Origin of the sequence: Xanthomonas arboricola pv. populi (assembly GCF_002939945.1) — a bacterium.
Lineage (GTDB): Bacteria > Pseudomonadota > Gammaproteobacteria > Xanthomonadales > Xanthomonadaceae > Xanthomonas > Xanthomonas arboricola_A.
Genome location: NZ_MDEB01000010.1, coordinates 43,068 through 63,242 on the forward strand (window position 1 = coordinate 43,068; position 20,175 = coordinate 63,242).

At 66.2% G+C, this 20,175-nt stretch carries 18 protein-coding genes; 7 read left to right on the forward strand and 11 right to left on the reverse strand.

The genetic code is table 11. The features are described 5' to 3' along the window. Positions 1-21: 21 nt before the first annotated feature. Positions 22-1,440: an FAD-binding oxidoreductase gene (locus XaplCFBP3123_RS19565; protein ID WP_104535536.1), complete on the reverse strand. Its 1,419-nt coding sequence runs from the start codon at positions 1,438-1,440 to the stop codon at positions 22-24. Positions 1,441-1,648: 208 nt separating this feature from the next. Between XaplCFBP3123_RS19565 and serA the strand changes: the two genes are divergently transcribed. After that, entirely contained in the window at positions 1,649-2,890 is a 1,242-nt protein-coding gene (gene serA, locus XaplCFBP3123_RS19570) for a phosphoglycerate dehydrogenase (RefSeq protein WP_104535537.1), read from the forward strand. Positions 2,891-3,161: 271 nt separating this feature from the next. On the opposite strand, the gene XaplCFBP3123_RS19575 is transcribed toward serA, so the two are convergent. Then, positions 3,162-3,749 carry an NUDIX hydrolase gene (locus tag XaplCFBP3123_RS19575; RefSeq protein ID WP_104535538.1) on the reverse strand — a complete coding sequence of 196 codons (588 nt, stop codon included), beginning with the start codon at positions 3,747-3,749 and terminating at the stop codon, positions 3,162-3,164. 141 nt (positions 3,750-3,890) lie between these two features. On the opposite strand from XaplCFBP3123_RS19575, the gene XaplCFBP3123_RS19580 reads away from it, so the two are divergent. The 6 genes from XaplCFBP3123_RS19580 to XaplCFBP3123_RS19610 all read left to right on the forward strand — a co-directional run bounded on the left by XaplCFBP3123_RS19580 (position 3,891) and on the right by XaplCFBP3123_RS19610 (position 11,023). Next, positions 3,891-5,363 carry an amino acid permease gene (locus XaplCFBP3123_RS19580; RefSeq protein ID WP_172453394.1) on the forward strand — a complete coding sequence of 491 codons (1,473 nt, stop codon included), beginning with the start codon at positions 3,891-3,893 and terminating at the stop codon, positions 5,361-5,363. Between the two features lie 128 nt (positions 5,364-5,491). Then, entirely contained in the window at positions 5,492-6,922 is a 1,431-nt protein-coding gene (locus XaplCFBP3123_RS19585) for an amino acid permease (protein ID WP_104535540.1), read from the forward strand. 744 nt (positions 6,923-7,666) lie between these two features. Further along, positions 7,667-8,320 (forward strand): methylthioribulose 1-phosphate dehydratase, encoded by a 654-nt coding sequence (locus XaplCFBP3123_RS19595; RefSeq protein WP_104535541.1) that lies wholly within the window; start codon positions 7,667-7,669, stop codon positions 8,318-8,320. Between the two features lie 40 nt (positions 8,321-8,360). Next, entirely contained in the window at positions 8,361-8,927 is a 567-nt protein-coding gene (locus XaplCFBP3123_RS19600) for a 1,2-dihydroxy-3-keto-5-methylthiopentene dioxygenase (RefSeq protein ID WP_104535593.1), read from the forward strand. Between the two features lie 2 nt (positions 8,928-8,929). Continuing rightward, positions 8,930-9,628, forward strand: a complete 699-nt coding sequence (mtnC, locus tag XaplCFBP3123_RS19605; protein WP_104535542.1) for an acireductone synthase — start codon at positions 8,930-8,932, stop codon at positions 9,626-9,628. A gap of 318 nt (positions 9,629-9,946) precedes the next feature. After that, positions 9,947-11,023, forward strand: a complete 1,077-nt coding sequence (locus XaplCFBP3123_RS19610) for a C13 family peptidase (RefSeq protein ID WP_104535594.1) — start codon at positions 9,947-9,949, stop codon at positions 11,021-11,023. 274 nt (positions 11,024-11,297) lie between these two features. Here the strand turns inward: XaplCFBP3123_RS19610 and XaplCFBP3123_RS19615 are convergent, their stop codons facing one another. The 9 genes from XaplCFBP3123_RS19615 to hisG all read right to left on the reverse strand — a co-directional run bounded on the left by XaplCFBP3123_RS19615 (position 11,298) and on the right by hisG (position 20,166). Next, positions 11,298-12,881: a calcineurin-like phosphoesterase C-terminal domain-containing protein gene (locus tag XaplCFBP3123_RS19615; RefSeq protein WP_104535543.1), complete on the reverse strand. Its 1,584-nt coding sequence runs from the start codon at positions 12,879-12,881 to the stop codon at positions 11,298-11,300. 156 nt (positions 12,882-13,037) lie between these two features. Then, positions 13,038-13,658: a bifunctional phosphoribosyl-AMP cyclohydrolase/phosphoribosyl-ATP diphosphatase HisIE gene (hisIE, locus tag XaplCFBP3123_RS19620; protein ID WP_104535544.1), complete on the reverse strand. Its 621-nt coding sequence runs from the start codon at positions 13,656-13,658 to the stop codon at positions 13,038-13,040. Next, positions 13,648-14,424: an imidazole glycerol phosphate synthase subunit HisF gene (hisF, locus tag XaplCFBP3123_RS19625; protein WP_104535545.1), complete on the reverse strand. Its 777-nt coding sequence runs from the start codon at positions 14,422-14,424 to the stop codon at positions 13,648-13,650. Before hisF ends, hisIE begins: the two co-directional genes overlap by 11 nt. Continuing rightward, positions 14,418-15,152 carry a 1-(5-phosphoribosyl)-5-[(5-phosphoribosylamino)methylideneamino]imidazole-4-carboxamide isomerase gene (hisA, locus tag XaplCFBP3123_RS19630; RefSeq protein ID WP_104535546.1) on the reverse strand — a complete coding sequence of 245 codons (735 nt, stop codon included), beginning with the start codon at positions 15,150-15,152 and terminating at the stop codon, positions 14,418-14,420. Before hisA ends, hisF begins: the two co-directional genes overlap by 7 nt. After that, the gene (gene hisH, locus XaplCFBP3123_RS19635; protein ID WP_104535547.1) at positions 15,149-15,751 is read right to left on the reverse strand and encodes an imidazole glycerol phosphate synthase subunit HisH; all 603 of its coding nucleotides are present in this window, start codon (positions 15,749-15,751) and stop codon (positions 15,149-15,151) included. The genes hisA and hisH overlap by 4 nt, the downstream gene beginning before the upstream one ends. After that, positions 15,748-16,875, reverse strand: a complete 1,128-nt coding sequence (gene hisB / locus XaplCFBP3123_RS19640) for a bifunctional histidinol-phosphatase/imidazoleglycerol-phosphate dehydratase HisB (protein ID WP_104535548.1) — start codon at positions 16,873-16,875, stop codon at positions 15,748-15,750. Before hisB ends, hisH begins: the two co-directional genes overlap by 4 nt. Continuing rightward, positions 16,872-17,963 (reverse strand): histidinol-phosphate transaminase, encoded by a 1,092-nt coding sequence (gene hisC / locus XaplCFBP3123_RS19645; protein ID WP_104535549.1) that lies wholly within the window; start codon positions 17,961-17,963, stop codon positions 16,872-16,874. The genes hisB and hisC overlap by 4 nt, the downstream gene beginning before the upstream one ends. Next, complete coding sequence (gene hisD, locus XaplCFBP3123_RS19650; RefSeq protein WP_104535550.1) at positions 17,960-19,255, reverse strand: histidinol dehydrogenase; 1,296 nt, start codon at positions 19,253-19,255, stop codon at positions 17,960-17,962. The genes hisC and hisD overlap by 4 nt, the downstream gene beginning before the upstream one ends. After that, the gene (gene hisG / locus XaplCFBP3123_RS19655; RefSeq protein ID WP_104535551.1) at positions 19,252-20,166 is read right to left on the reverse strand and encodes an ATP phosphoribosyltransferase; all 915 of its coding nucleotides are present in this window, start codon (positions 20,164-20,166) and stop codon (positions 19,252-19,254) included. The genes hisD and hisG overlap by 4 nt, the downstream gene beginning before the upstream one ends. Positions 20,167-20,175 lie beyond the last annotated feature (9 nt).

Sequence of the window (20,175 nt, forward strand, 5' to 3'; positions counted from 1 at the left end):
CCATGTGAAGGTGGTGAAAGACTAACCGGCGCGCACGGCGGCAGGCGCGTCGTCCATCTCGAGCAGCTTGCCGGGATTCAGCAAAAGATGCGGATCGAGCACATGTTTGATCCCGCGCATCAAGGCGATCTCCTCGGCCGAGCGCGTGCTCCACAGGTAGGCCTTCTTGACCAGACCGATGCCGTGTTCGGCAGAAATGCTGCCGCCGAAACGCTGCAAGGCCTGCGCCAGCAACCTGGTGACCTGATCGCAGGCCGCCACGAAATCCGCCTGGCTGGTGCCGTCGGGCTTGAGCACGTTGATATGCAGGTTGCCGTCGCCGATATGACCGAACCACACCACATCGAAATGCGGATAGGCATCGTGCAGCAGCGCCTGGGTTTCGGCCAGGAAGGCCGGCATCGCCGAGATGCGTACCGATACGTCGTTCTTGTACGGCGTGTAGCGCGCCAGCGCTTCGGTGATGCCTTCGCGCAGTCGCCACAACTGTGCGGCCTGCGCATCGCTCTGGCTGATCACCCCGTCGCTGACCCAACCCTGTTCCATGCAGGTCTCGAATGCCGCCATCGCCGCGGCTTCCTGCGCCTCGTCGCCGGCAGCGAATTCGGTGACCACGTAGTACGGATGCACCTCGGCAAACGGCGCCTGCGCGCCGTGCGCCAGCACGTGTTCCAAGGCGCGGTCGGTGAAGAATTCGAACGCTTCCAGCCGCAGCTGCGCGCGGAAGGCGGCGAACACCTGCATCAGCACCTCGAACGAGGGTAGCGCCAGCAGCATCACGTTGCTGGGCGGCGGCGGGTCGGTCAATCGCAGGGTCGCTTCGACCACGACGCCGAGCGTGCCTTCGGAGCCGATCATCAGATGGCGGAAATCGTAGCCGCTGGAATTCTTCACCAGTGCGTTGTTGAGTTCGAGCAGTTCGCCGGCACCGGTGACCACCTTCAGGCCGGCCACCCAGTCGCGGGTATTGCCGTAGCGGATCACGCGGATGCCGCCGGCATTGGTGGCGATATTGCCGCCGATCGAGCACGAGCCGCGCGCGGCGAAATCCACCGGATACACCAGCCCATGCTCGCGCGCGGCGTTGTGCACCGCTTCCAGCGGCATGCCGGCCTGGACGGTGAGCGTGCGATCCACTGCGTTGAACTCCAGCGGCTTGTTCAGGCGCTCCAGGCTCAGCACCAGCTCGCCGTTGGCAGCCACCGCACCGCCGGACAAGCCGGTGCGCCCGCCCGAAGGCACCACCGCAACCGCGTTCGCGTTTGCCCAGTGCAGCACCGCCTGCACCTCGTCCACCGAACCGGGCAAGGCGATCGCCAGCGGGTTGGGCGTCCAGCGCCGCGTCCAGTCGCGGCCGTAGTGTTCCAGGTCGGCCGGCTCGGTCTTCAAACGCAACGCGGGCACGGCCTGTTGCAACGAAAGGATGCGGGGATCGGTCATGGCACACGGCGCTGCGGTAGGAACCGCACAGCGTGCCAGTGCGCGCCAGCCTCGTCCAGCTGCACCGCGTGGCGCCGACGCGGCGTTGGATTCAGCTGAAACCGTTGCACCGCAAGGACTTCGCCTGCGCAAACACCGCATTGCGACCGCCCCATCGCGCAGCCCATCTGGCATAGTTGCCGACCCGATTGCTGCAATGCGCTCCCCCATGTCGCCGAAGAGAACCTCGTTTCCCAAGCAGGACATCCGCGTCCTGTTGCTGGAAGGCATCAGCCAGACTGCCGTGGATGTGTTCCGCGCCGCCGGTTATTCGCAGATCGAACTGCACGCCAAATCGTTGCCGGAAGACGAACTCACCGCGCGCATCGCCGAGGCGCATATCGTCGGCATCCGCTCGCGCACGCAGTTGAGCGCGCAGGTGCTGGCGCATGCCAAGCGGCTGATCGCAGTGGGCTGCTTCTGCATCGGCACCAATCAGGTCGACCTGGACGCGGCCGAACTGGCCGGCATCCCGGTATTCAACGCGCCCTACTCCAATACCCGCAGCGTGGCCGAACTGGTCATCGCCGAGGCGATCCTGCTGTTGCGCGGCATCCCGCAGAAGAACGCCCAATGCCATCGCGGCGGGTGGTCCAAGTCGGCCGCCGGCAGCCACGAAACCCGCGGCAAGGTGCTGGGCATCGTCGGTTACGGGCATATCGGCACCCAGGTCGGCGTGCTGGCCGAGTCCCTGGGCATGCAGGTGATTTTCCACGACATCGAAACCAAGCTGTCGCTGGGTAACGCGCGTGCGGCGATCAATCTGGACGATCTGCTGGCACGCGCGGACGTGGTGACCCTGCATGTGCCGGAGACGCCGTCGACCAAGGACATGATAGGCGCGGCGGAAATCGCGCGCATGAAGCACGGCGCGCACCTGATCAACGCCTCGCGCGGCACGGTGATCGACATCGACGCACTGGACGCGGCGCTGAGCTCGGGCCAGATCAGCGGCGCAGCGGTGGACGTGTTCCCGATCGAGCCCAAGGGCAATGGCGATGCGTTCGAGTCACCGTTGACCGCACACGACAATGTGATCCTGACCCCGCACGTGGGCGGCAGCACGCTGGAAGCGCAGGACAATATCGGTGTCGAAGTGGCCGCCAAGCTGGTGCGCTACAGCGACAACGGCAGCACCCTGTCGGCAGTGAACTTCCCCGAGGTCACCCTGCCCGAACACCCCGACAGCCTGCGCCTGCTGCACATCCACCGCAACGTGCCGGGCGTGTTGTCCAAGATCAACGAACTGTTCTCGCGCCACAACGTCAACATCGACGGCCAGTTCCTGCGCACCGATGCCAAGGTGGGCTACGTGGTGATCGACGTCAGCGCCAGCGAGGCGCAGGCCACCGCGCTGAAGGAAGGCCTGGCACTGATCGAAGGGACCTTGCGGACACGGATTTTGTATTGATCTGTTGGCGCACGAGCGGCCCTCATCCGGCGCTTTGCGCCACCTTCTCCCGCAAGCGGGAGAAGAAAGTGCAGGTCATCCTTCTCCCGCGTGCTTCCTGCTCCCGCATGCTCCCTGCTCCCGCTCGCCCGCTCGCCCTCCTCTCCCGCGTGCTCCCTTCGCGCGCGCGCCCTCCTCTTCCCGCGTACTCCCTTCTACCGCTCGCTCCCTTCTCCCGCTTGCGGGAGAAGGTGCCCGCAGGGCGGATGAGGGCGCACGCCCTCGGCACCCATCACACGCCTCGCGCCACCCATTTCTCGGCCATGCGCCGCATCGACGGATCCAGCTGAGGATCGGCAAGCAGCTCGGCGATCGGCCGCCACGCCAGGGCCAGTGACTCCTCGCTGACCTCGAACGCCTCGTCCGCTCCAGCCACCACGACATAGCGCGCGTCGTAATGCCAGTGCCCGGCCACCTCGCCGCGCGCGGGAATCCAGTGGCGGTCCAGGTCGAAGATGGTCGCCTCAGCCAGGCGCAAGCCGCTCAGTCCGGATTCTTCCTGCGCCTCGCGCAAGGCCACCTGCGCCAGGTCGCGGTCGCCGTCGGCGTGCCCGCCCAGTTGCAGCCAGCGTTGCAGCTTGCGGTGATGGGTCAGCAGCGTGCGCGTGCCATCGGCACTGACTACCCACGCCGAGCCGGTGAAATGACCTTCGACACGCTCGCGCAGGAACGGGTTGGTGGCATCGTCCAGTAGTCGCGCGAACTGCTCGGCCAGCTCCATTTCGTCCGGCCAGCGTGCGCGGTAGTCGGCCAATCGCTGTTGCAGGGTTGCATCCACCATCTGTCGTTCCCGGTCGCCCGTCGCGGGCCAGGCGACCATTATCGCCATTCATGCTGCGTACGCGCTTGTCGTGAGCGTGTAGCTTTGGCAAGGTAGGCCGCTTGCCTGTCCGTTCGGGACGCGGCGCACACCTTCGCCAGGGCGCCAGCGCCTTAGCTTTGCCACTTAGGGATGTACCGAATGCTGAAGTCTCTGTTGAGGGTCAAACCGATCGAGCCCGCTGGACATGTCGATGGGGGCGAACCGGTCGAAGGCAGCCTGCAAGGCGAAGCCACCCTGCAACGCACCCTCACCGCCAAACACCTGATCATGCTCGGCATCGGTGCGGTGATCGGCGCCGGCATCTTCGTGTTGACTGGCCAGGCCGCTGCCAACCACGCCGGCCCGGCGGTAATGCTGTCGTTCGTGTTCGCCGGCATCGCCTGTGCGTTCGCCGGCCTGTGTTACGCAGAGTTCGCGGCGATGATGCCGGTGTCCGGCAGCGCCTACTCGTATTCATATGCCACCCTCGGCGAGGGCATCGCCTGGTTCATCGGCTGGTGCCTGGTGCTGGAATACCTGTTCGCCGGCTCCAGCGTTGCGGTCGGTTGGTCTGCCTACCTGATCAGCTTCCTGACCGGCACGCTGGGATTGCCGTTCCCGGCGGAGCTGGCCGGTGCGCCACTGGCCTGGGACGGCCACAACTTTGTCAGCTCCGGCAACCTCATCAACCTGCCGGCCGTACTGATCGTGGCTGCGGTGAGCATGCTGTGCTACGTGGGCGTCACCCAGTCGGCGTTCGCCAACGCCATCGTGGTGGCGATCAAGGTGGTGGTGATCTGCCTGTTCGTCGGCTTCGGTATCGCCTATATCGACCCGGCCAACTGGCACCCCTTCATCCCGGAAAACACCGGGCCGGGCAAGTTCGGCTGGGACGGGGTGTTCCGTGCCGCGTCCATCGTGTTCTTCTCCTATATCGGCTTCGACGCGGTTTCCACCTCCGCCGGCGAGACCAAGGATCCGCAGAAGAACATGCCGATCGGCATTCTGGTGTCGCTGGCGGTCTGCACCGTCATCTACATCATCGTCTGCGCGGTATTGACCGGCCTGCTGCCCTACACCCAGCTCGGCACCGCCAAGCCGGTGGCCACCGCGCTGGAAGCGCACCCGCAACTGACCTGGCTCAAGACCGCCGTGGAGATCGGCGCGATCGCCGGCCTGTCCTCGGTGGTGCTGGTGATGCTGATGGCGCAGCCGCGCATCTTCTACACCATGGCCAAGGATGGGTTGATGCCCCGACTGTTCGGCAAGGTGCATCCGAAGTTCCATACTCCCTATGTCGGTACGATCTTCGTCGGCGTGGTCGCGGCGCTGCTGGCCGGGTTGATTCCGCTCAGCGTACTGGGCGAGCTGGTGTCGATGGGCACCCTGCTCGCCTTCGCCACCGTGTGCGCCGGGGTGATGGTGCTGCGTTTCACCAAGCCGGATCTGCCGCGGCCGTTCCGGGTGCCGCTGGCGATGCTGATCTGCCCGCTGGGCGCGCTGGCCTGCCTGTTCCTGTTCTTCCAGGCCTTCCAGGAACACTGGAAGGTGTTCGTGGGCTGGACCATGATCGGCCTGGTCATCTATTTCGGTTACGGCATTCGCCATAGCCGGCTGGCCCGTAAGGCGTAACTGCGAGTCCCTCGCAACAGCCCGCACATCCGTGTGCAGGAATTTGACAACGCCAGTCCTTCGCAAGAGCCCGCACATCTCGCACAAGCCCGCACCGCCACGTGCAGGGATTCAACAGGAACCGCTGCATGTTCAAGCAACTCTGGGCCACCAAACACCCGCACGCCAGCCATGAGGCGGCCGACGGGCTGGGCCTGCAACGCGCACTCGGGCCGTGGGGGCTGACCGCGCTGGGCATCGGGGCGGTGATCGGCGGCGGCATCTTCGTCATCACCGGCCAGGCCGCGGCCGACCATGCCGGCCCGGCGATCATGCTGTCGTTCGTGCTGGCCGCGGTGTGCTGCGCGTTCTGCGCGATGGCCTACGCCGAATTCGCCGCGATGGTGCCGGTGTCCGGCAGCGCCTACACCTATACCTATGCCACCTTCGGCGAGCTGGCCGCCTGGTTCATCGGCTGGATGCTGGTGCTGGAATACGGCGTGTCCGCCTCGGCAGTGGCGGTCAGCTGGACCGGCTATTTCCTCAGCCTGCTGGAGCATTTCGACATCCACCTGCCGGCCGCCCTGGTCAGCGCGCCGCTGGACGGCAAGCTGCAGCGCACCGGCGCGATCGCCAACCTGCCCGCGGCCGGTATCGTGCTGCTGCTGACCTGGCTGTGCTACGTGGGCATCCGCAAGTCGTCGGCAATGAACATGGCGATGGTGATCCTCAAGACCGGCTTGATCCTGCTGGTGATCGCGGTGGGCTGGAAATATGTGGATACCGCCAACTGGCACCCGTTCATTCCGGCCAACGAAGGCCCGGGCAAGTACGGCATGGAAGGCGTGCTGCGCGGTGCGGCGATGGTGTTCTTCGCCTACATCGGCTTCGAGGCGGTGTCGGTGGCGGCGCAGGAATCGCACCGCCCGCAACGCGATCTGCCGATCGGCATGATCCTGTCGCTGGTCATCTGCACCGTGCTCTACATCGCCATGGCGGCGGTGATGACCGGGCTGGTGCCCTACACCCTGCTCGGCACCGACGAGCCGGTGGTGACCGCAGTGGCGGCGCATCCGCAGCTGGCCTGGTTGCGCGTGGTGGTGGAAGTCGGCGCGCTGATCGGGCTGTCGTCGGTGGTGCTGGTGATGATCATCGGGCAGCCGCGCATCTTCATGATCATCGCGCGCGATGGCCTGCTGCCGTCGATCTTCACCCGGATTCATCCCAAGTACCGCACCCCACACGTCAATACCGTGATCACCGGCGTGGGCATCGCTCTGCTGGCAGCGGTGTTCCCGCTGGATGTGCTGGGCGAGCTGACCTCGATGGGGACGCTGATCGCGTTCGCGGCAGTGTGCGCCGGCGTGCTGATCCTGCGCCGTACCCACCCGGAACTGCCGCGTCCGTTCCGCATGCCGGTGGCCTGGCTGATCTGCAGCGCCGGCGTGTTGAGCTGCCTGGCGCTGCTGTCGGCGATGACCCTGCACAACTGGATGTTGATGGGGGTGTGGACGCTGGTCGGGCTGGTGGTCTATTTCGGCTACGGCTATCGCCACAGCCGTTTGCGCGACGGTCGCTGAGCACGCGCGCGCGCCAGCACTGACAAAACGACCGCCCGCCGGTTTATGGCAGAGCGGTGACAGCTCTTCGGCTGCTGGGCGGCTGATCTGTGACCTGGTTGCAGGACCCTGATCTGCTGATCTACAACTTGGCTGCAGGGCCCTTGCCCGCCCACCCTCGCGGGACACGCCGCAAGTACGTCCGTGTAGCTCTTACGCGGCATCCATGCCGCGTAAGGTCCCGCGACGGTGGTCGGGCAAGGACCTGTCGAGATGGTCGGTGTGCCTGGTTAAGAGCAAGGCATGACGTGCGCTGGTCGGATCATTGTGCGTCGATCAGCTTCTCACCACCTTCCCATCGCAAGCCGAGCAGCAGACCAGCTTTTTAACGCGCAACCTGCAAACGTCTCGCCTGCCGCCGCAGGCCGAGCAACATGCTTTCAAGAAAACAGCCGGCCAACTGTCTGGTGCGGTGTCCTTGCCGGTTGGGGGACCGTGCGGCGGCATGGATGCCGCCACCGAGCCCCCAGGGACGGGTTCACGGCGTGTCCCGCAAGCGGTGAGGGCACCGCGCACTCGACCGACTAAGCGTTTCACCTGGCCCTCTGGCTGCCTCCGACAAGAGGCGGCTAACAAAAACCATTGCGTTCACCATCTGACGCGCGCGCTTCATCTTCTGTCAGCCATTCGCGATCCGGATGTGACAGCAACAAACCCTGCTGCGCTGCACCTGGCCGTAATCCGGCGGGGCAGTAGAATAGGTCCATGAATGCGACCACTGCCCCCCTGCCCTATAGCGCCGCGCGTCTGCACGAGTTGGCGCAACTGCTGATCGGCAACATCCGCGAGCTGGCCCAGGCCGGCTGGACGCCGGCCACCAGCAGCAATTTCTCCCATCGCCTGGACGAACAGCACGCCGCGATCACCGTATCCGGCCGCGACAAGGGCCGCCTGGTCGAAGAAGACATCATGGTGGTGGACTTCGATGGCCTGGCCGTCGGCCGTCCGCTGCGCCCGTCCGCGGAGACGCTGCTGCACACCCAACTGTATCGCCGCTTCCCGGAAATCGGCTGCGTGCTGCACACGCATTCGCCGGTACAGACCATTGCCTCGCGGCTGTACGCCGGCGCCGGCGTGATCCGGCTGGAAGGCTATGAGCTGTTGAAAGCCTTCGAAGGCAACACCACCCATGAAACGGCGGTGGACGTGCCGGTGTTCGCCAATACGCAGGACATGCAGGTGCTGGCCGCGCAGGTCGAGGCTTTGCTGGACAAACAGAGCCTGTGGGGGTATCTCATCGAAGGACACGGTCTGTATGCCTGGGGCCGCAACATGGCCGAGGCACGCCGTCACCTGGAGGCCTTCGAATTCCTGCTGCATTGCGAACTCGAGCTGCTGAAGCTGCGCGGCCCGCGCTGAGTCCTCGCCACCTCCCCCTTCCCTTGTGAGCCAGATCGCCATGAGCCGACTTCGCATCTTCAACGATTCCGATCCCAACCTGCCGCAGTTCGATAGCCGCGACGGCGAGCAGATTGCCGCCGAGCTGAGCAAGATCGGCGTGACCTTCGAGCGCTGGCAGGCCAATCAGCCGATCGAGCCGGGCGCATCACCCGAGCAGGTGATGGCGGCCTACCGCGACGATATCGAGCGGCTCAGCGCCGAGCGCGGGTTGAAGACCGTCGATGTGGTCAGCATCGCGCCGGACAATCCCAAGCGCGAGGAGATGCGCGCCAAGTTCCTCGACGAGCACTTCCACAAGGAAGACGAGGTGCGTTTCTTCGTCGCCGGCTCGGGCCTGTTCACGCTGCACGTGGACGACAAGGTCTACGAGATCGAATGCGTGAAGGACGACCTGATCGCCGTGCCCGACAGCACCCTGCACTGGTTCGACATGGGGCCGGAGCCGCACTTCGTGGCGATCCGCTTCTTCACCGAGCCCGATGGCTGGGTCGGCCACTTCACCGGCACCGAAATCGCCCGACAATTCCCCCGCTACGCCCCCGAGAAACCTCCAAAGGCCAGCTGACGATGACACGACCGCAAGCGATCCTCACCGATATCGAAGGCACCACCAGCAGCATCTCGTTCGTCAAGGACGTGTTGTTTCCGTATGCGCGCCGCGCCATGCCGGCCTACGTGCGCGAGCACGGCGGTCACCCGCAGGTGCGGCACTGGCTCAATCAGGTGGCCGACGACATCGGCGAGGACGTGCCGGACGAGGTCCTGGTCAGCACCCTGCAGACCTGGATCGACGAGGATCGCAAACACACCGCACTCAAGGCGCTGCAGGGGATGATCTGGAGCGATGGCTACAAGACCGCCGACTTCACCGCGCACATCTATGCCGATGCGGCGATCCAGCTGCAGGCCTGGCATGCGGCCGGCATTCCGCTGTACGTGTATTCGTCCGGCTCGGTGCCGGCGCAGAAGCTGTTCTTCGCGCATAGCGATGCCGGCGATCTGAGCGGGCTGATCAGCGACTGGTTCGATACCGAAGTCGGCCCCAAGCGCGAGAGCGCCAGCTACCGTCGCATCGCCGAACGCATCGGCGTGCCGCCGGGCGAGATCCTGTTCCTGTCGGACGTGATCGAAGAGCTGGACGCCGCCAAGCGTGCCGGCATGCGTACCGCGCTGCTGGACCGCCTCGAGGACTATCCCACCCCACGCTCGGCCGACGAGATCGGCAGTCACCAGCGCGTGGAGAGTTTCACCGAGCTGGCGCTGTAAGCGCGATCGACAAGCCGACTGCGCTCACCATCGGGTGAGCGCAGTCGTTGCTAGGTGCTGCAGGCCACTGATACGTTGCGGTTCAAACGCGCCGTCCGCACCTGCCTGACGGGACGCGCGCGCCGCTCCTGCAGGCTTGGGTCAGCGGGTCTTGCCGATGCGGATTGGCGAGGCCTGTCATGCAAAGTCTGCTGCACGCAACGTGTTCTGCAGGACGTGCTTGAAGCGGATCGATGGACGTTGTGCGACGTCATGGTCTGCGTCGCGATCACTGCGCCCAGGCGCTCCACCCGTTTCTCCCAGACCTCGGCGTTTTTCATGTCGCTGCCTTCCACCTTCGGACCGAACGCCTTGCTGCGGCGGCTCTCCGTCTTGATCGTCATCGTGGCCTTGATGGCCGGCTGTCATCCCGATGCCGGTGCCGCACTGCCGAACCAGGCGGCGGCAGGCAAGGACGAGGTCGACCCGGTCGATAAGACTGCGCTTGCGCAGGCATTGAACGCGCTGCAGCCGCAGCGTCCCGGCGTGACCGACCTATATGTGGTCGGCTTCGCCGGCGATGCCAGCGACGATGTGTTTCGCAACGAGACGCTCTACCTCAAGCAGCTGTTCGAACAACGCTTCGATGCGCGCGGCCGCGTGGTCGCGCTGGTCAACAACCCCGACAATCTGGACGAGCAGCCGTACGCACCGCTGGCGACCTACGACAACCTCTACGAAACGCTCGCCGCAATCGGCAAACGCATGGATCGCAAGGAAGACGCGCTGCTGTTGTTCGTCACCACCCATGGCACCGAAGACCACACGCTGTACGTGCAGGTGGACCAGAACGAGGAGGACTTCATCAGCCCGCAGGATCTGCGCCAGGCACTGGACGATGCCGGCATCGGCAATCGCATCATCGTGCTGTCGGCCTGCTACTCGGGCGGCTTCATTCCGGCGCTGCGTTCGCCGGACACGCTGATCCTCACCGCAGCGCGCGCGGACCGGCCCTCGTTCGGCTGTGGCAACACCTCCAATGCGACCTACTTCGGCCAGGCCTGGCTGATCGATGCGATGAACCGCAGCGACGACCCGCTGGCCGCGTTCGATATGGCCAAAACAGCGATCACCGCGCGCGAGAAACAGGATGGCGAATTGCCGTCGTTGCCGCAGCAGTCGCTCGGCAAGCGCATCGCACCGGTGTTGGCACGCTGGCGTGCGGGACTACAGGTAGGCGCGGCCGTGGCCTACCCATATCCGCCGCTGGAAACCGCTCCGGATGCTGGGCAGGACCAGGATCCGGAAGCCGATTCCGATAGCAGGTCGCTGGACAACCCGGCCAAGGCCAAGGTACCGGCCGCACCGGCCAGCCCGCGCAAACCGTCGCCCGTGCAGGCACCCGCGACGCCATGAAAATTGCCACGCGCTGAGACTAATTCTCATTTCGTCAGCGCTTGCGCAGCCTCGCTACACTTGCCCGGCCAGCCAGCTCCCGCCAGCCAGCATCGATCCCCGCCAGCGCGCCATCGCCTGCCAGCCCGGATCCCAAAACGCCTCCCTCGTGGAGGCGTTTGTGTTTCCGGCGATAGGGTTCAAGCGTCAACGAATCAACAAGCAAACACCGTAGGAGCGCATTGATGCGCGACGGGCTCCACACCAGAACCCCCGCCCCACACACGCCTCCTCTTCAGGGGTCGGCACGCTGCAAGCGATACGCCGTGCGTGCGCTGTACGTCCCGGTCGGCAACGCAGCGCGCACTTCAACGGTGTGCTCGCCAACCTCCAGCACGGTCGGCAACGCGCCACGCCATAGATGCGTGGACGGCGTGGCCTCGGGCGAGCGGTCGTAGCCGCGCAACTGCTCGGCCGCATCGTCGCGTACGTTCTCGGCCAGCAGGTGCGGATCGGCGCGCTCCACCCGCTTCATCGGCTGCCATGCGCCATTGTCGATGCGCATCTCGACGAGGGTGTCGTCCTGGCCCATGAACACATTGGCGTAGATGCCCCAGGCGGCATACGCACCCTGGCGCAGCACCTTGGGCGCGTGCAGCAGCAGTTGCGCATCATCGACCGAACGCGCGACGTGATAGGCCAGCGTGTAGTCGCCGCCGGGCGCGACCTGCAGCACCGCGTAGCCGTTGGGCGTGCCGTCGCTCATCGTCGCATCGGGAATGCCGTCGGCGTCCTTGGCACCGGACCAGAACGCACCGCAGGCCGCGCCGACGTTGTATTCGTGCAGCGGGCGGGCGCCCTGCCAACCTTCGTCGGCGCCGTGATCGACCTGTCGCTGGGTATGGCTGTGTGCGCTGAGCACCAGCACATGCGGGAAATCCTTCAACAGGGCGAACAGGCGGCGACGATCGGCATGCCGGAAGGTCTCCTGCCCCGGCGCCGCGTCGAACAACGGAATATGCATGCCCAGCACCAGCAGCCGCTCGCGCGGCAGCTGCGCCAGATAGGCCTGCAGGAACGCGAACTGGTCCTCGCGCAGGCCGCCGACATAGGCCGGTTTGCCGCCTGGCGTATAGATCACATCGTCCAGGAACACGAAGCTGGCGTTGGCCTCTTCCACCGCATAGGTGTCCGGGCCGTAGACGGCACGCCAGCTGTCGAGCGAATTGGCATCGCCGGCGTCGACGTTGAGATCGTGATTGCCCGGCACATGGAACCACGGCACGCCCAGTTGGGTCGTGACCTTGTTCAGGGCCGGGTACAGGCTCAGATCGTCGCTGACGATATCGCCCAGCGTGGTGCCCAGCCGGGCCGAGGTCTTGCCGACGATCGGTGCCACGATATCGCGCTGGTAATAGCCCACGTCGGTCAGGCTGGCGGTCTGGCTGTCGGCGAACACCAGCATCTGGAAACCCTCCTTGCCGGCACTGGCGCGCGGGGTCAGCGCAAAATCCCAGTGCTGCGTGTTGCGCCCGGTTGCGGCGATGCCGGGATATTTGCGCTTGGCCGAACCCTTGGGCGCGTAGTGACGCCAGAAACCCGGCAGTCCGTCGGCGGTTGGCACGAAGCTGCGCTCGCCCGGCTTGATCACGAACACCGTCTGCCCGTCGCGCACCGGCAGGCGGTAGCGGCCTTGCGCGTCGGTGCGCACCAGCTGCTCGCCATTGGAGACGGTCACGTCGCTAATGCCCGGCTCGTCGGCGTTGCGTCCGGCACGCCCGTCGCGTTCTTCGTAGACGATGCCATCGACCACGGCATCGCGTGCGTACGCGTGTCCGGCGAGCAAACCCAGGGCCAACAGAGCGAAGCGAAGCTGCATGCGTTTTCCCGCGCGAAGATCAGCGGAAATTGTACCCGCCATCGCCAGGCGCACGGCGCGAAAGACACGCCGACACATTCCGTAGGAGCGCACCTGGGCGCGACGGGCATTACCGATAACGCCCGTCGCGCCCGGGTGCGCTCCTACATGACTACGTTACTTGTGCCGCGACTCCAGCAACGCCACCGCATCGCCCAGGCCCAGGCCGCGCGCGCGCAGCAGCACGATCAGGTGATAGAGCAGATCGGCAGACTCACCGAGCAACTCGGCATCGCCCTGCACCACGCCGGCCAACGCGGTTTCCACGCCCTCCTCCCCCACCTTCTGCGCGATGCGGCGGATGCCTTGCTCGAACAGCTTGGTGGTGTAGCTGCCGTGCGGGCGCTCCTGCTCGCGCGTGGCGATCAAGGCATCCAGGTTGCCGAGGAACTGGCCGGGCGCGGTAGGAAAGCAGCTGGTGCGGCCAAGATGGCAGGTCGGCCCACGCGGGCGCGCCTGCACCAGCAGCGTGTCGGCGTCGCAATCGGTCTCGATCGACACCACGTGCAACACGTTCCCCGAGCTCTCGCCCTTGGTCCACAGGCGCTGCTTGCTGCGGCTGAAGAAGGTCACTTCGCCACGTTGCTGCGTCACGGCCAGCGCTTCGGCGTTCATGTAGCCCAGCATCAGCACGCGCAGGTTGTCGGCGTCCTGCACGACCACCGGCAACAAACCATCGCCCTTGCTCCAGTCCAGCGCGGCGAGGGGGTCGCCCAATGCTGTTTCGTTACTGCCCATCACGTACCTCGATCTGTTGCGCGCGCAGGAATTGCTTGAGTTCCGGGATCGGAATCGCGCCGCTGTGAAACACGCTCGCCGCCAGCGCGCCATCCACATCGGCCTGGTCGAACACATCGGCAAAATGCTGCATCTGCCCGGCGCCGCCGGAGGCGATCAACGGCACGCGGCACAGCGCGCGCACCTGACGCAGCTGCGCGATGTCGTAGCCGCGCCGCACGCCATCGTTGTCCATGCAATTGAGCACGATCTCGCCGGCGCCCAGGCGCTGCGCTTCGGCCACCCACTCCAGCGTGCGCATCGGCAAGGCCTGGGTCTTGCTCGGATCGCCGGTGTAACGGCGCACGCGCCACTGCCCGTCCTGCTCGCGGATCGAGTCGACACCGACCACCACGCATTGCACGCCGAAGGCGTCGGCCAGCTCGGAGATCAATTGCGGCCTGCCAAGCGCCGGCGAGTTGATCGAAATCTTGTCGGCACCGGCATGCAGCACGGCGCGCGCCGTTTCCACATCGCGGATGCCGCCGGCCACGCAGAACGGAATATCGATCAGCCGCGCAACCCGCTCGACCCAGGTGTAATCGACCGAGCGCCCTTCCGGGCTGGCACCGATGTCGTAGAACACCAGCTCGTCGGCACCTTGCGCGCGATAACGCAGCGCCAGTTCGACGATGTCGCCCATGTCGATGTGGTCGCGGAACTTGACGCCCTTGACCACGCGCCCGTCGCGCACGTCCAGGCAGGGAATGATGCGGCGGCTCAGCATGCCAGTGCCTCCTTCAATACCAGATGTCCTTCCAGCAGGGCCTTGCCGAGCACGATGCCGGCGCAGCCGGCAGCCTTGGCGGCCGCGACATCGGCCAGATTGCGCGCACCGCCGGACACCTGCACCTGCAACTGCGGCGCCAGCATGCGCAGGTGCGCGTACAGGTCCATGTTGGGGCCGGACAACATCCCGTCGCGCGCAATGTCGGTGCATAGCAGATGTTGCAGGCCGGCCTGCGCGTAACGCACGGTCAACTGATCCAGGGTGGCCTCGGCTGCTTCGGTCCAGCCATGCACCGGCAATTGCCATACGCCGTCGGCGTCCTGACGCGTGTCCAGCGCGATGGTCAGCCGGTCGGCACCGAATTCCTGCAGCCAGCCGATGACGGTGTCGGCCTGGCGCACCGCCAACGAGCCGATCACCACGCGCGCGGCGCCGGCATCGAGGATGCGCGCCACATCCTCGCGTGAGCGCACGCCACCGCCGGTCTGCACCTGCAAGCCGGTGGCACGGGCGATCTCGCCGAGTGTGCTCGCCAGCGTATAACCGCCGGCCTTTGCCGCATCCAGATCGACCAGATGCATCCACTGCGCGCCGGCATCGGCAAACGCCTGCGCGCGTGGCAGCACATCGTCGCCGTACTGCGTCTCGCGCGCGTAGTCGCCTTGCAGCAGGCGCACCACGCAGCCGTTGCGGATATCCAGCGCCGGGTAAACGGTGAAACTCATGGGAAGCTCATCTCAAGAAAATTGCGCAGGATGCGTGCACCGGTCTCGGCCGAACGCTCGGGGTGGAACTGCGCGCCGCAGCGCAGGCCTTGCTGCACCACTGCGGTGAACAGACCGCCGTGATCGCAGGCGGCCACGGTGTCTGCCGTCACCGGCGCGGCATAACCATGCACGAAATAGGCGCTGGCGCGTTCCGGCAAGCCGGCCAGCAACGCAGATGCGCGCATCGGCACCAGCTGATTCCAGCCCATATGCGGCACGCGGATGCCGAGCGCCGGCGTCATGTGCCGCACGATGCCCGGCAGCAAGCCCAGGCAATCGACATCGCCTTCTTCGGAATGTTCGAACAGCAACTGCATGCCCAGGCAGATGCCGATCAGCGGCACCTGCAATTGCCGCAACGGCTCGACCAGGCCCTGTGCGCGCAGGCGCGACATCGCCTCGGGTGCGGCGCCGACGCCAGGCAGGATCACGCGGTCTGCTCCCTGCAAGCCTTCTGCATCGCGTACCAGGCGCGCTTCCACGCCCAGCCGCTCCAATGCGTAGCGCACCGAGCCCAGGTTGGCGCCGCCGGCATCGATCAACGCGACATCGGTCATAGCGCACCCTTGGTGGTGGGCAAGGCGGTGCCTTCGCGACGGATCGCCTGACGCAGCGCACGCGCCAGGGCCTTGAAGCAGGCTTCGACCTTGTGATGATCGTTCTCGCCACGCACGCTCAAGTGCAGGTTCAGGCCGGAGGCATCGCAGATCGAGCGGAAGAAATGCGGCACCAGCTCGGTCGGCATGTCGCCCACGCGTTCGCGCTTGAACTCGCCTTCGAACACGAAGTATGGCCGGCCGCTGAAGTCCAGCGCGGCGCTGGCGATGGTTTCGTCCATCGGCAACGTGAAGCCATGCTGGGTGGTATCGCCGGCCACACGCCACGGGCTGTCTCCGGGATCGAAGCCGTAACGGCCGATGCCGCGCTTGTCGCCCAGCGCTTCGCGCAAGGCCTGGCCCAGCGCCAGACCGGTGTCTTCGATGGTGTGGTGCTCGTCGATATGCAGATCGCCTTCGGCTCGGATATCCAGCGCAAAGCCGCCGTGCTTGCCGATCTGTTCCAGCATATGGTCGAAGAACGGCAGGCCGGTGGCGGTGCGCGGTTCGGCCACGCGATCCAGATCCAGTTCGACGCGGATTTTGGTTTCCTTGGTATTGCGCTGGACCACCGCACGCCGTGGCGCATCGGCCAGTTCGTGTGCGATGCCAGGCCAGTCCCACTCGCCGCCGAACTCGTCGGTGCGCAGCTGGAAACCGCGGATATTGAGGTTCTGCGCAAATTGAATGTCGGTGATGCGGTCGCCCACCATCGCCGAGCGTGCCCAGTCGACCGTGCGGTCCTGCAGGTAAGGCACCATCAGGCCGACACCGGGTTTGCGCGTGGGCGCGTTGTCGGCCGGCCAGCTGCAATCGATCAACACTTCGCGGAACGCGATGCCCTGGCTGGCGAAGATCTGCAGCATGAGGTTGTTGGGGCCATCGAAGGACGCACGCGGATAGCTCTCGCTGCCCAGCCCGTCCTGGTTGCTGACAATGACGAACTGATAGCCGGCATCGCGCAACTTCAGCATCGCAGGAATCACGTTGTCGACCAGGCGCAGTTTTTCGTAGGCGTCGATCTGGTAATCGGCCGGCTCGGTGATCAGCGTTCCATCACGGTCGACGAAAAGAATCGGGGTCATGCGGCGGCCTCCTGCTTGCGTTGCAGCGCACTCAGCACGCGCGCGTTCTGTTCGGGCGTACCCAGGGTGATGCGCAGTGCATCGGACAGCTGCGCAACCGCGCGTTGATCGCGCACCACCACACCGGCTTCCAGCAGCGCCTGAAATGCCGCTTCGGCATCGTCGAAACGCACCAGCAAAAAATTGCCCTGCGACGGATACACCTGACGCACGCCGGCCAGCTGCTCGAGCGCGGTGTGCACGCGCGTGCGCTCGCTGCGTACCTCGGCGATGCGCCGACGCGTGACCTCCAGCGCCGGCGCGGACAAGGCCTGTTCGGCCATTGCCGCGCACGGCGTTGGCACCGGGTACGGCGCCTGGCAGCGCCGCAGCACGGCGATCAGCTCGGCGTTGGCGATCAGGCTGCCGATACGTGCCGCCGCCAGCGCATGCGCCTTGGACAGCGTGCGCAACACCGCCAGATTGTCGTAGCGCGCAAGCAGGCCCACTGCCGACGGTACGTCGGAGAATTCGCCATAGGCTTCGTCAACCACCACCAGCGCCCTGCCCCGCAGGGCCTGCAAGGCGGTTTCGATGTCGTCCAGGGCAATCGCCGAGCCGGCCGGGTTGGACGGCGAACACAGGAACACCAGCTTGGCCCGCGAGGCCAGCACTGCCGCGACGATCGCCGGGATATCCGCGTGGAAACCGTCCGGTCCATCCACCAGCGGCACCTCGACCAGGGGGGCGTTCTGCAGGCGCGCGCAGACTGCGTACATGCCGAACACCGGCGGGGTCACCACAACCGCATCGCGCCCGGGCACGCACAGGCCGCGCACCAGCAGATCGATTGCCTCGTCGCTGCCACGGCCGATCAACAGCTGCTCGGGCGTACAGCCATACAACCCCGCCAATGCAGCGCGCAGACCCTTGGGCTGCGGATCCGGGTAGCGCCGCGTGCTGCCGTTGGGATCGGCAGGATTGCCCCAGGCCGACTCGTTGGCGTTGAGCCACACATCGCCCTGCAAGGCGCTGGTGCGTGCCGACGAATAGCCGGCGAAGGCACGCAGGTCTTCACGCACCAGTTCCAGAATCGATGGCGTACTCATGCCGCCACTCCCATGCGCAATGCCACTGCATTGGCGTGCGCATCCAGGCCTTCGGCGCGCGCCAGAATCAGCGCGCATGTGCCGATGCCGTCGATGCCGGCCTTGCTTGCGGCCTGCACGCTGACCATGTTCTGAAAGCTGGCCACGCTCACGCCGCTGTAGGCACGCGCCGCACCGCTGGTCGGCAGCACGTGGTTGGTGCCGCTGCAGTAATCGCCCAGCGCTTCGGGCGTGTAATCGCCGAGAAATACCGAGCCGGCCGCTTCGACCTGGCCCAGCCACGCACGCGGCTCGCGCAGCGCGAGGATCAGGTGCTCCGGTGCATAGCGATTGCTGATCGCAAACGCCTCCTCCAGCGCCTGCACCTTGATCAGGCGCGATTGCGCCAGCGCCTGGCGCGCGATCCCGGCGCGCGAGAGTTGCGCCAGCTGGGCATCGAGTTCCACCTGCACCGCCGCGATCAGCGCATCGCTGTCGGACAACAGCAGTACCTGCGAATCCGGGCCGTGTTCTGCCTGCGACAGCAGATCGGCGGCAACGAAGGCCGGCTGCGCGCCGGCATCGGCGATCACCAGCACTTCGGACGGGCCGGCCGGCATGTCGATCGCCGCCGCGCCGGACTGCGCCACCTGCTGCTTGGCCTCGGTGACGAAGCTGTTGCCCGGGCCGAACAACTTGTCGCAACCCGGAACCGAGTCGGTGCCGTACGCCATTGCCGCAATCGCCTGCGCACCACCGAGCTTGAACACCCGGCGCACGCCGGTCAGCTGCGCGGCGACCAGCACCGCCGGATCGACGCTGCCGTCCTTGCGCGGCGGCGTGCACAGCACTACCTCGCGGCAACCGGCCAGACGCGCCGGCACGCCGAGCATCAACGCAGTCGACGGCAACGGCGCACTGCCGGCCGGCACGTACAGGCCGACCCGGCCGATCGGCCGCACGATCTTTTCGCAGACCACGCCCGGCGCGGTCTCCACTGCATAGCCGTCGCTCATGCCGGCGCGGTGGAAGGTGTCGATGCGCGCCACCGCATCCTGCATGGCCTGGCGCAGTTCCGGCGCCACCGCCGCTTCGGCGGCGGCGAATTCGGCCTCGCTCACGGCGAAGCTGTCCGGCGCCACGCCATCGAAACGCGCGGTGATCTCGCGCAATGCGGCATCGCCGCGTGCGCGCACATCCGCAATCAGGGCAGCGACCGCGTCGCGCGTCTGCGTGGCCACGGTCTGCACCGGGCGGGTCAATGCCTGCGTCCGCGCAGCGGCGTCCAGTTGCGACCAATCGAGAATATTCATGCCAGCGAGCGCTCCACCGTCAACACCATCAGACCTTGCGCACCTGCGCGTTCGAGTTCTTCCAAGCGTTGCCAGGTCACCGCGCCATGACACATGGTCTGCAGGCGCAACGCGCCGTTGCCGTCGTCGGGCAGTTGCACCAGCGGCTCGGCATCGGGCAGCAGGCGGCGCAGCGCATCCACGGCGTCCTGCTCGGCGCGGAACATCAGCAGCTTGCTATCGCGCAGCTTGAGCACGCCGTCCATGCGCCGCAGCAGCATCGCCAGCAGCGCGGCGCGCGCGTCGGCCGGCTCGCGCACCGCACCGGCCAGCACCGCTTCGCTCTCCATCACCAGTTCCACCGGCTTGAGCTGGTTGGCGGCCAGGGTGGCGCCGCTGGAGACCAGATCGCAGATCAGATCGGCGGTGCCCAGGCGCGGGGCGATTTCCACCGAGCCGGACAATTCCACCACTGCCGCATCGATGCCCTGGCGCTCCAGCCAGTCGGCCAGGATCGCCGGGTAGCTGGTGGCGATCCGCTTGCCGGCCAGTTGCGCCACGCCCTGCCAATCCCACTCTTCCGGCACCGCCAGCATCAGCCGGCACTGGCCGAAACCGACCCCGCGCACCGCGTGATACGCGGCCGGCAGGCCATTGCGGCGGCGCTCGGATGCCTGCTCCTCGAGTTCGTTCTGGCCGACGATGCCCAGGTCGCAGACGCCATCGGCGATCAGGCCGGGGATGTCGTCGTCGCGCACCAGCAGCAGGTCCACCGGCAGCGATTCGCCGTAGCAGAACAGCTTGTCGCGGCTCTGCCGCCAGCTCAGCCCGCAGGCCGCCAGCAGGCTGCGCGCCGGTTCGGCCAGGCGGCCGCTCTTCTGGATGGCGATACGCAACCGGTCACGTGCCGGTGCTGCCGTGGAAGCACTCATCTTGTTCTC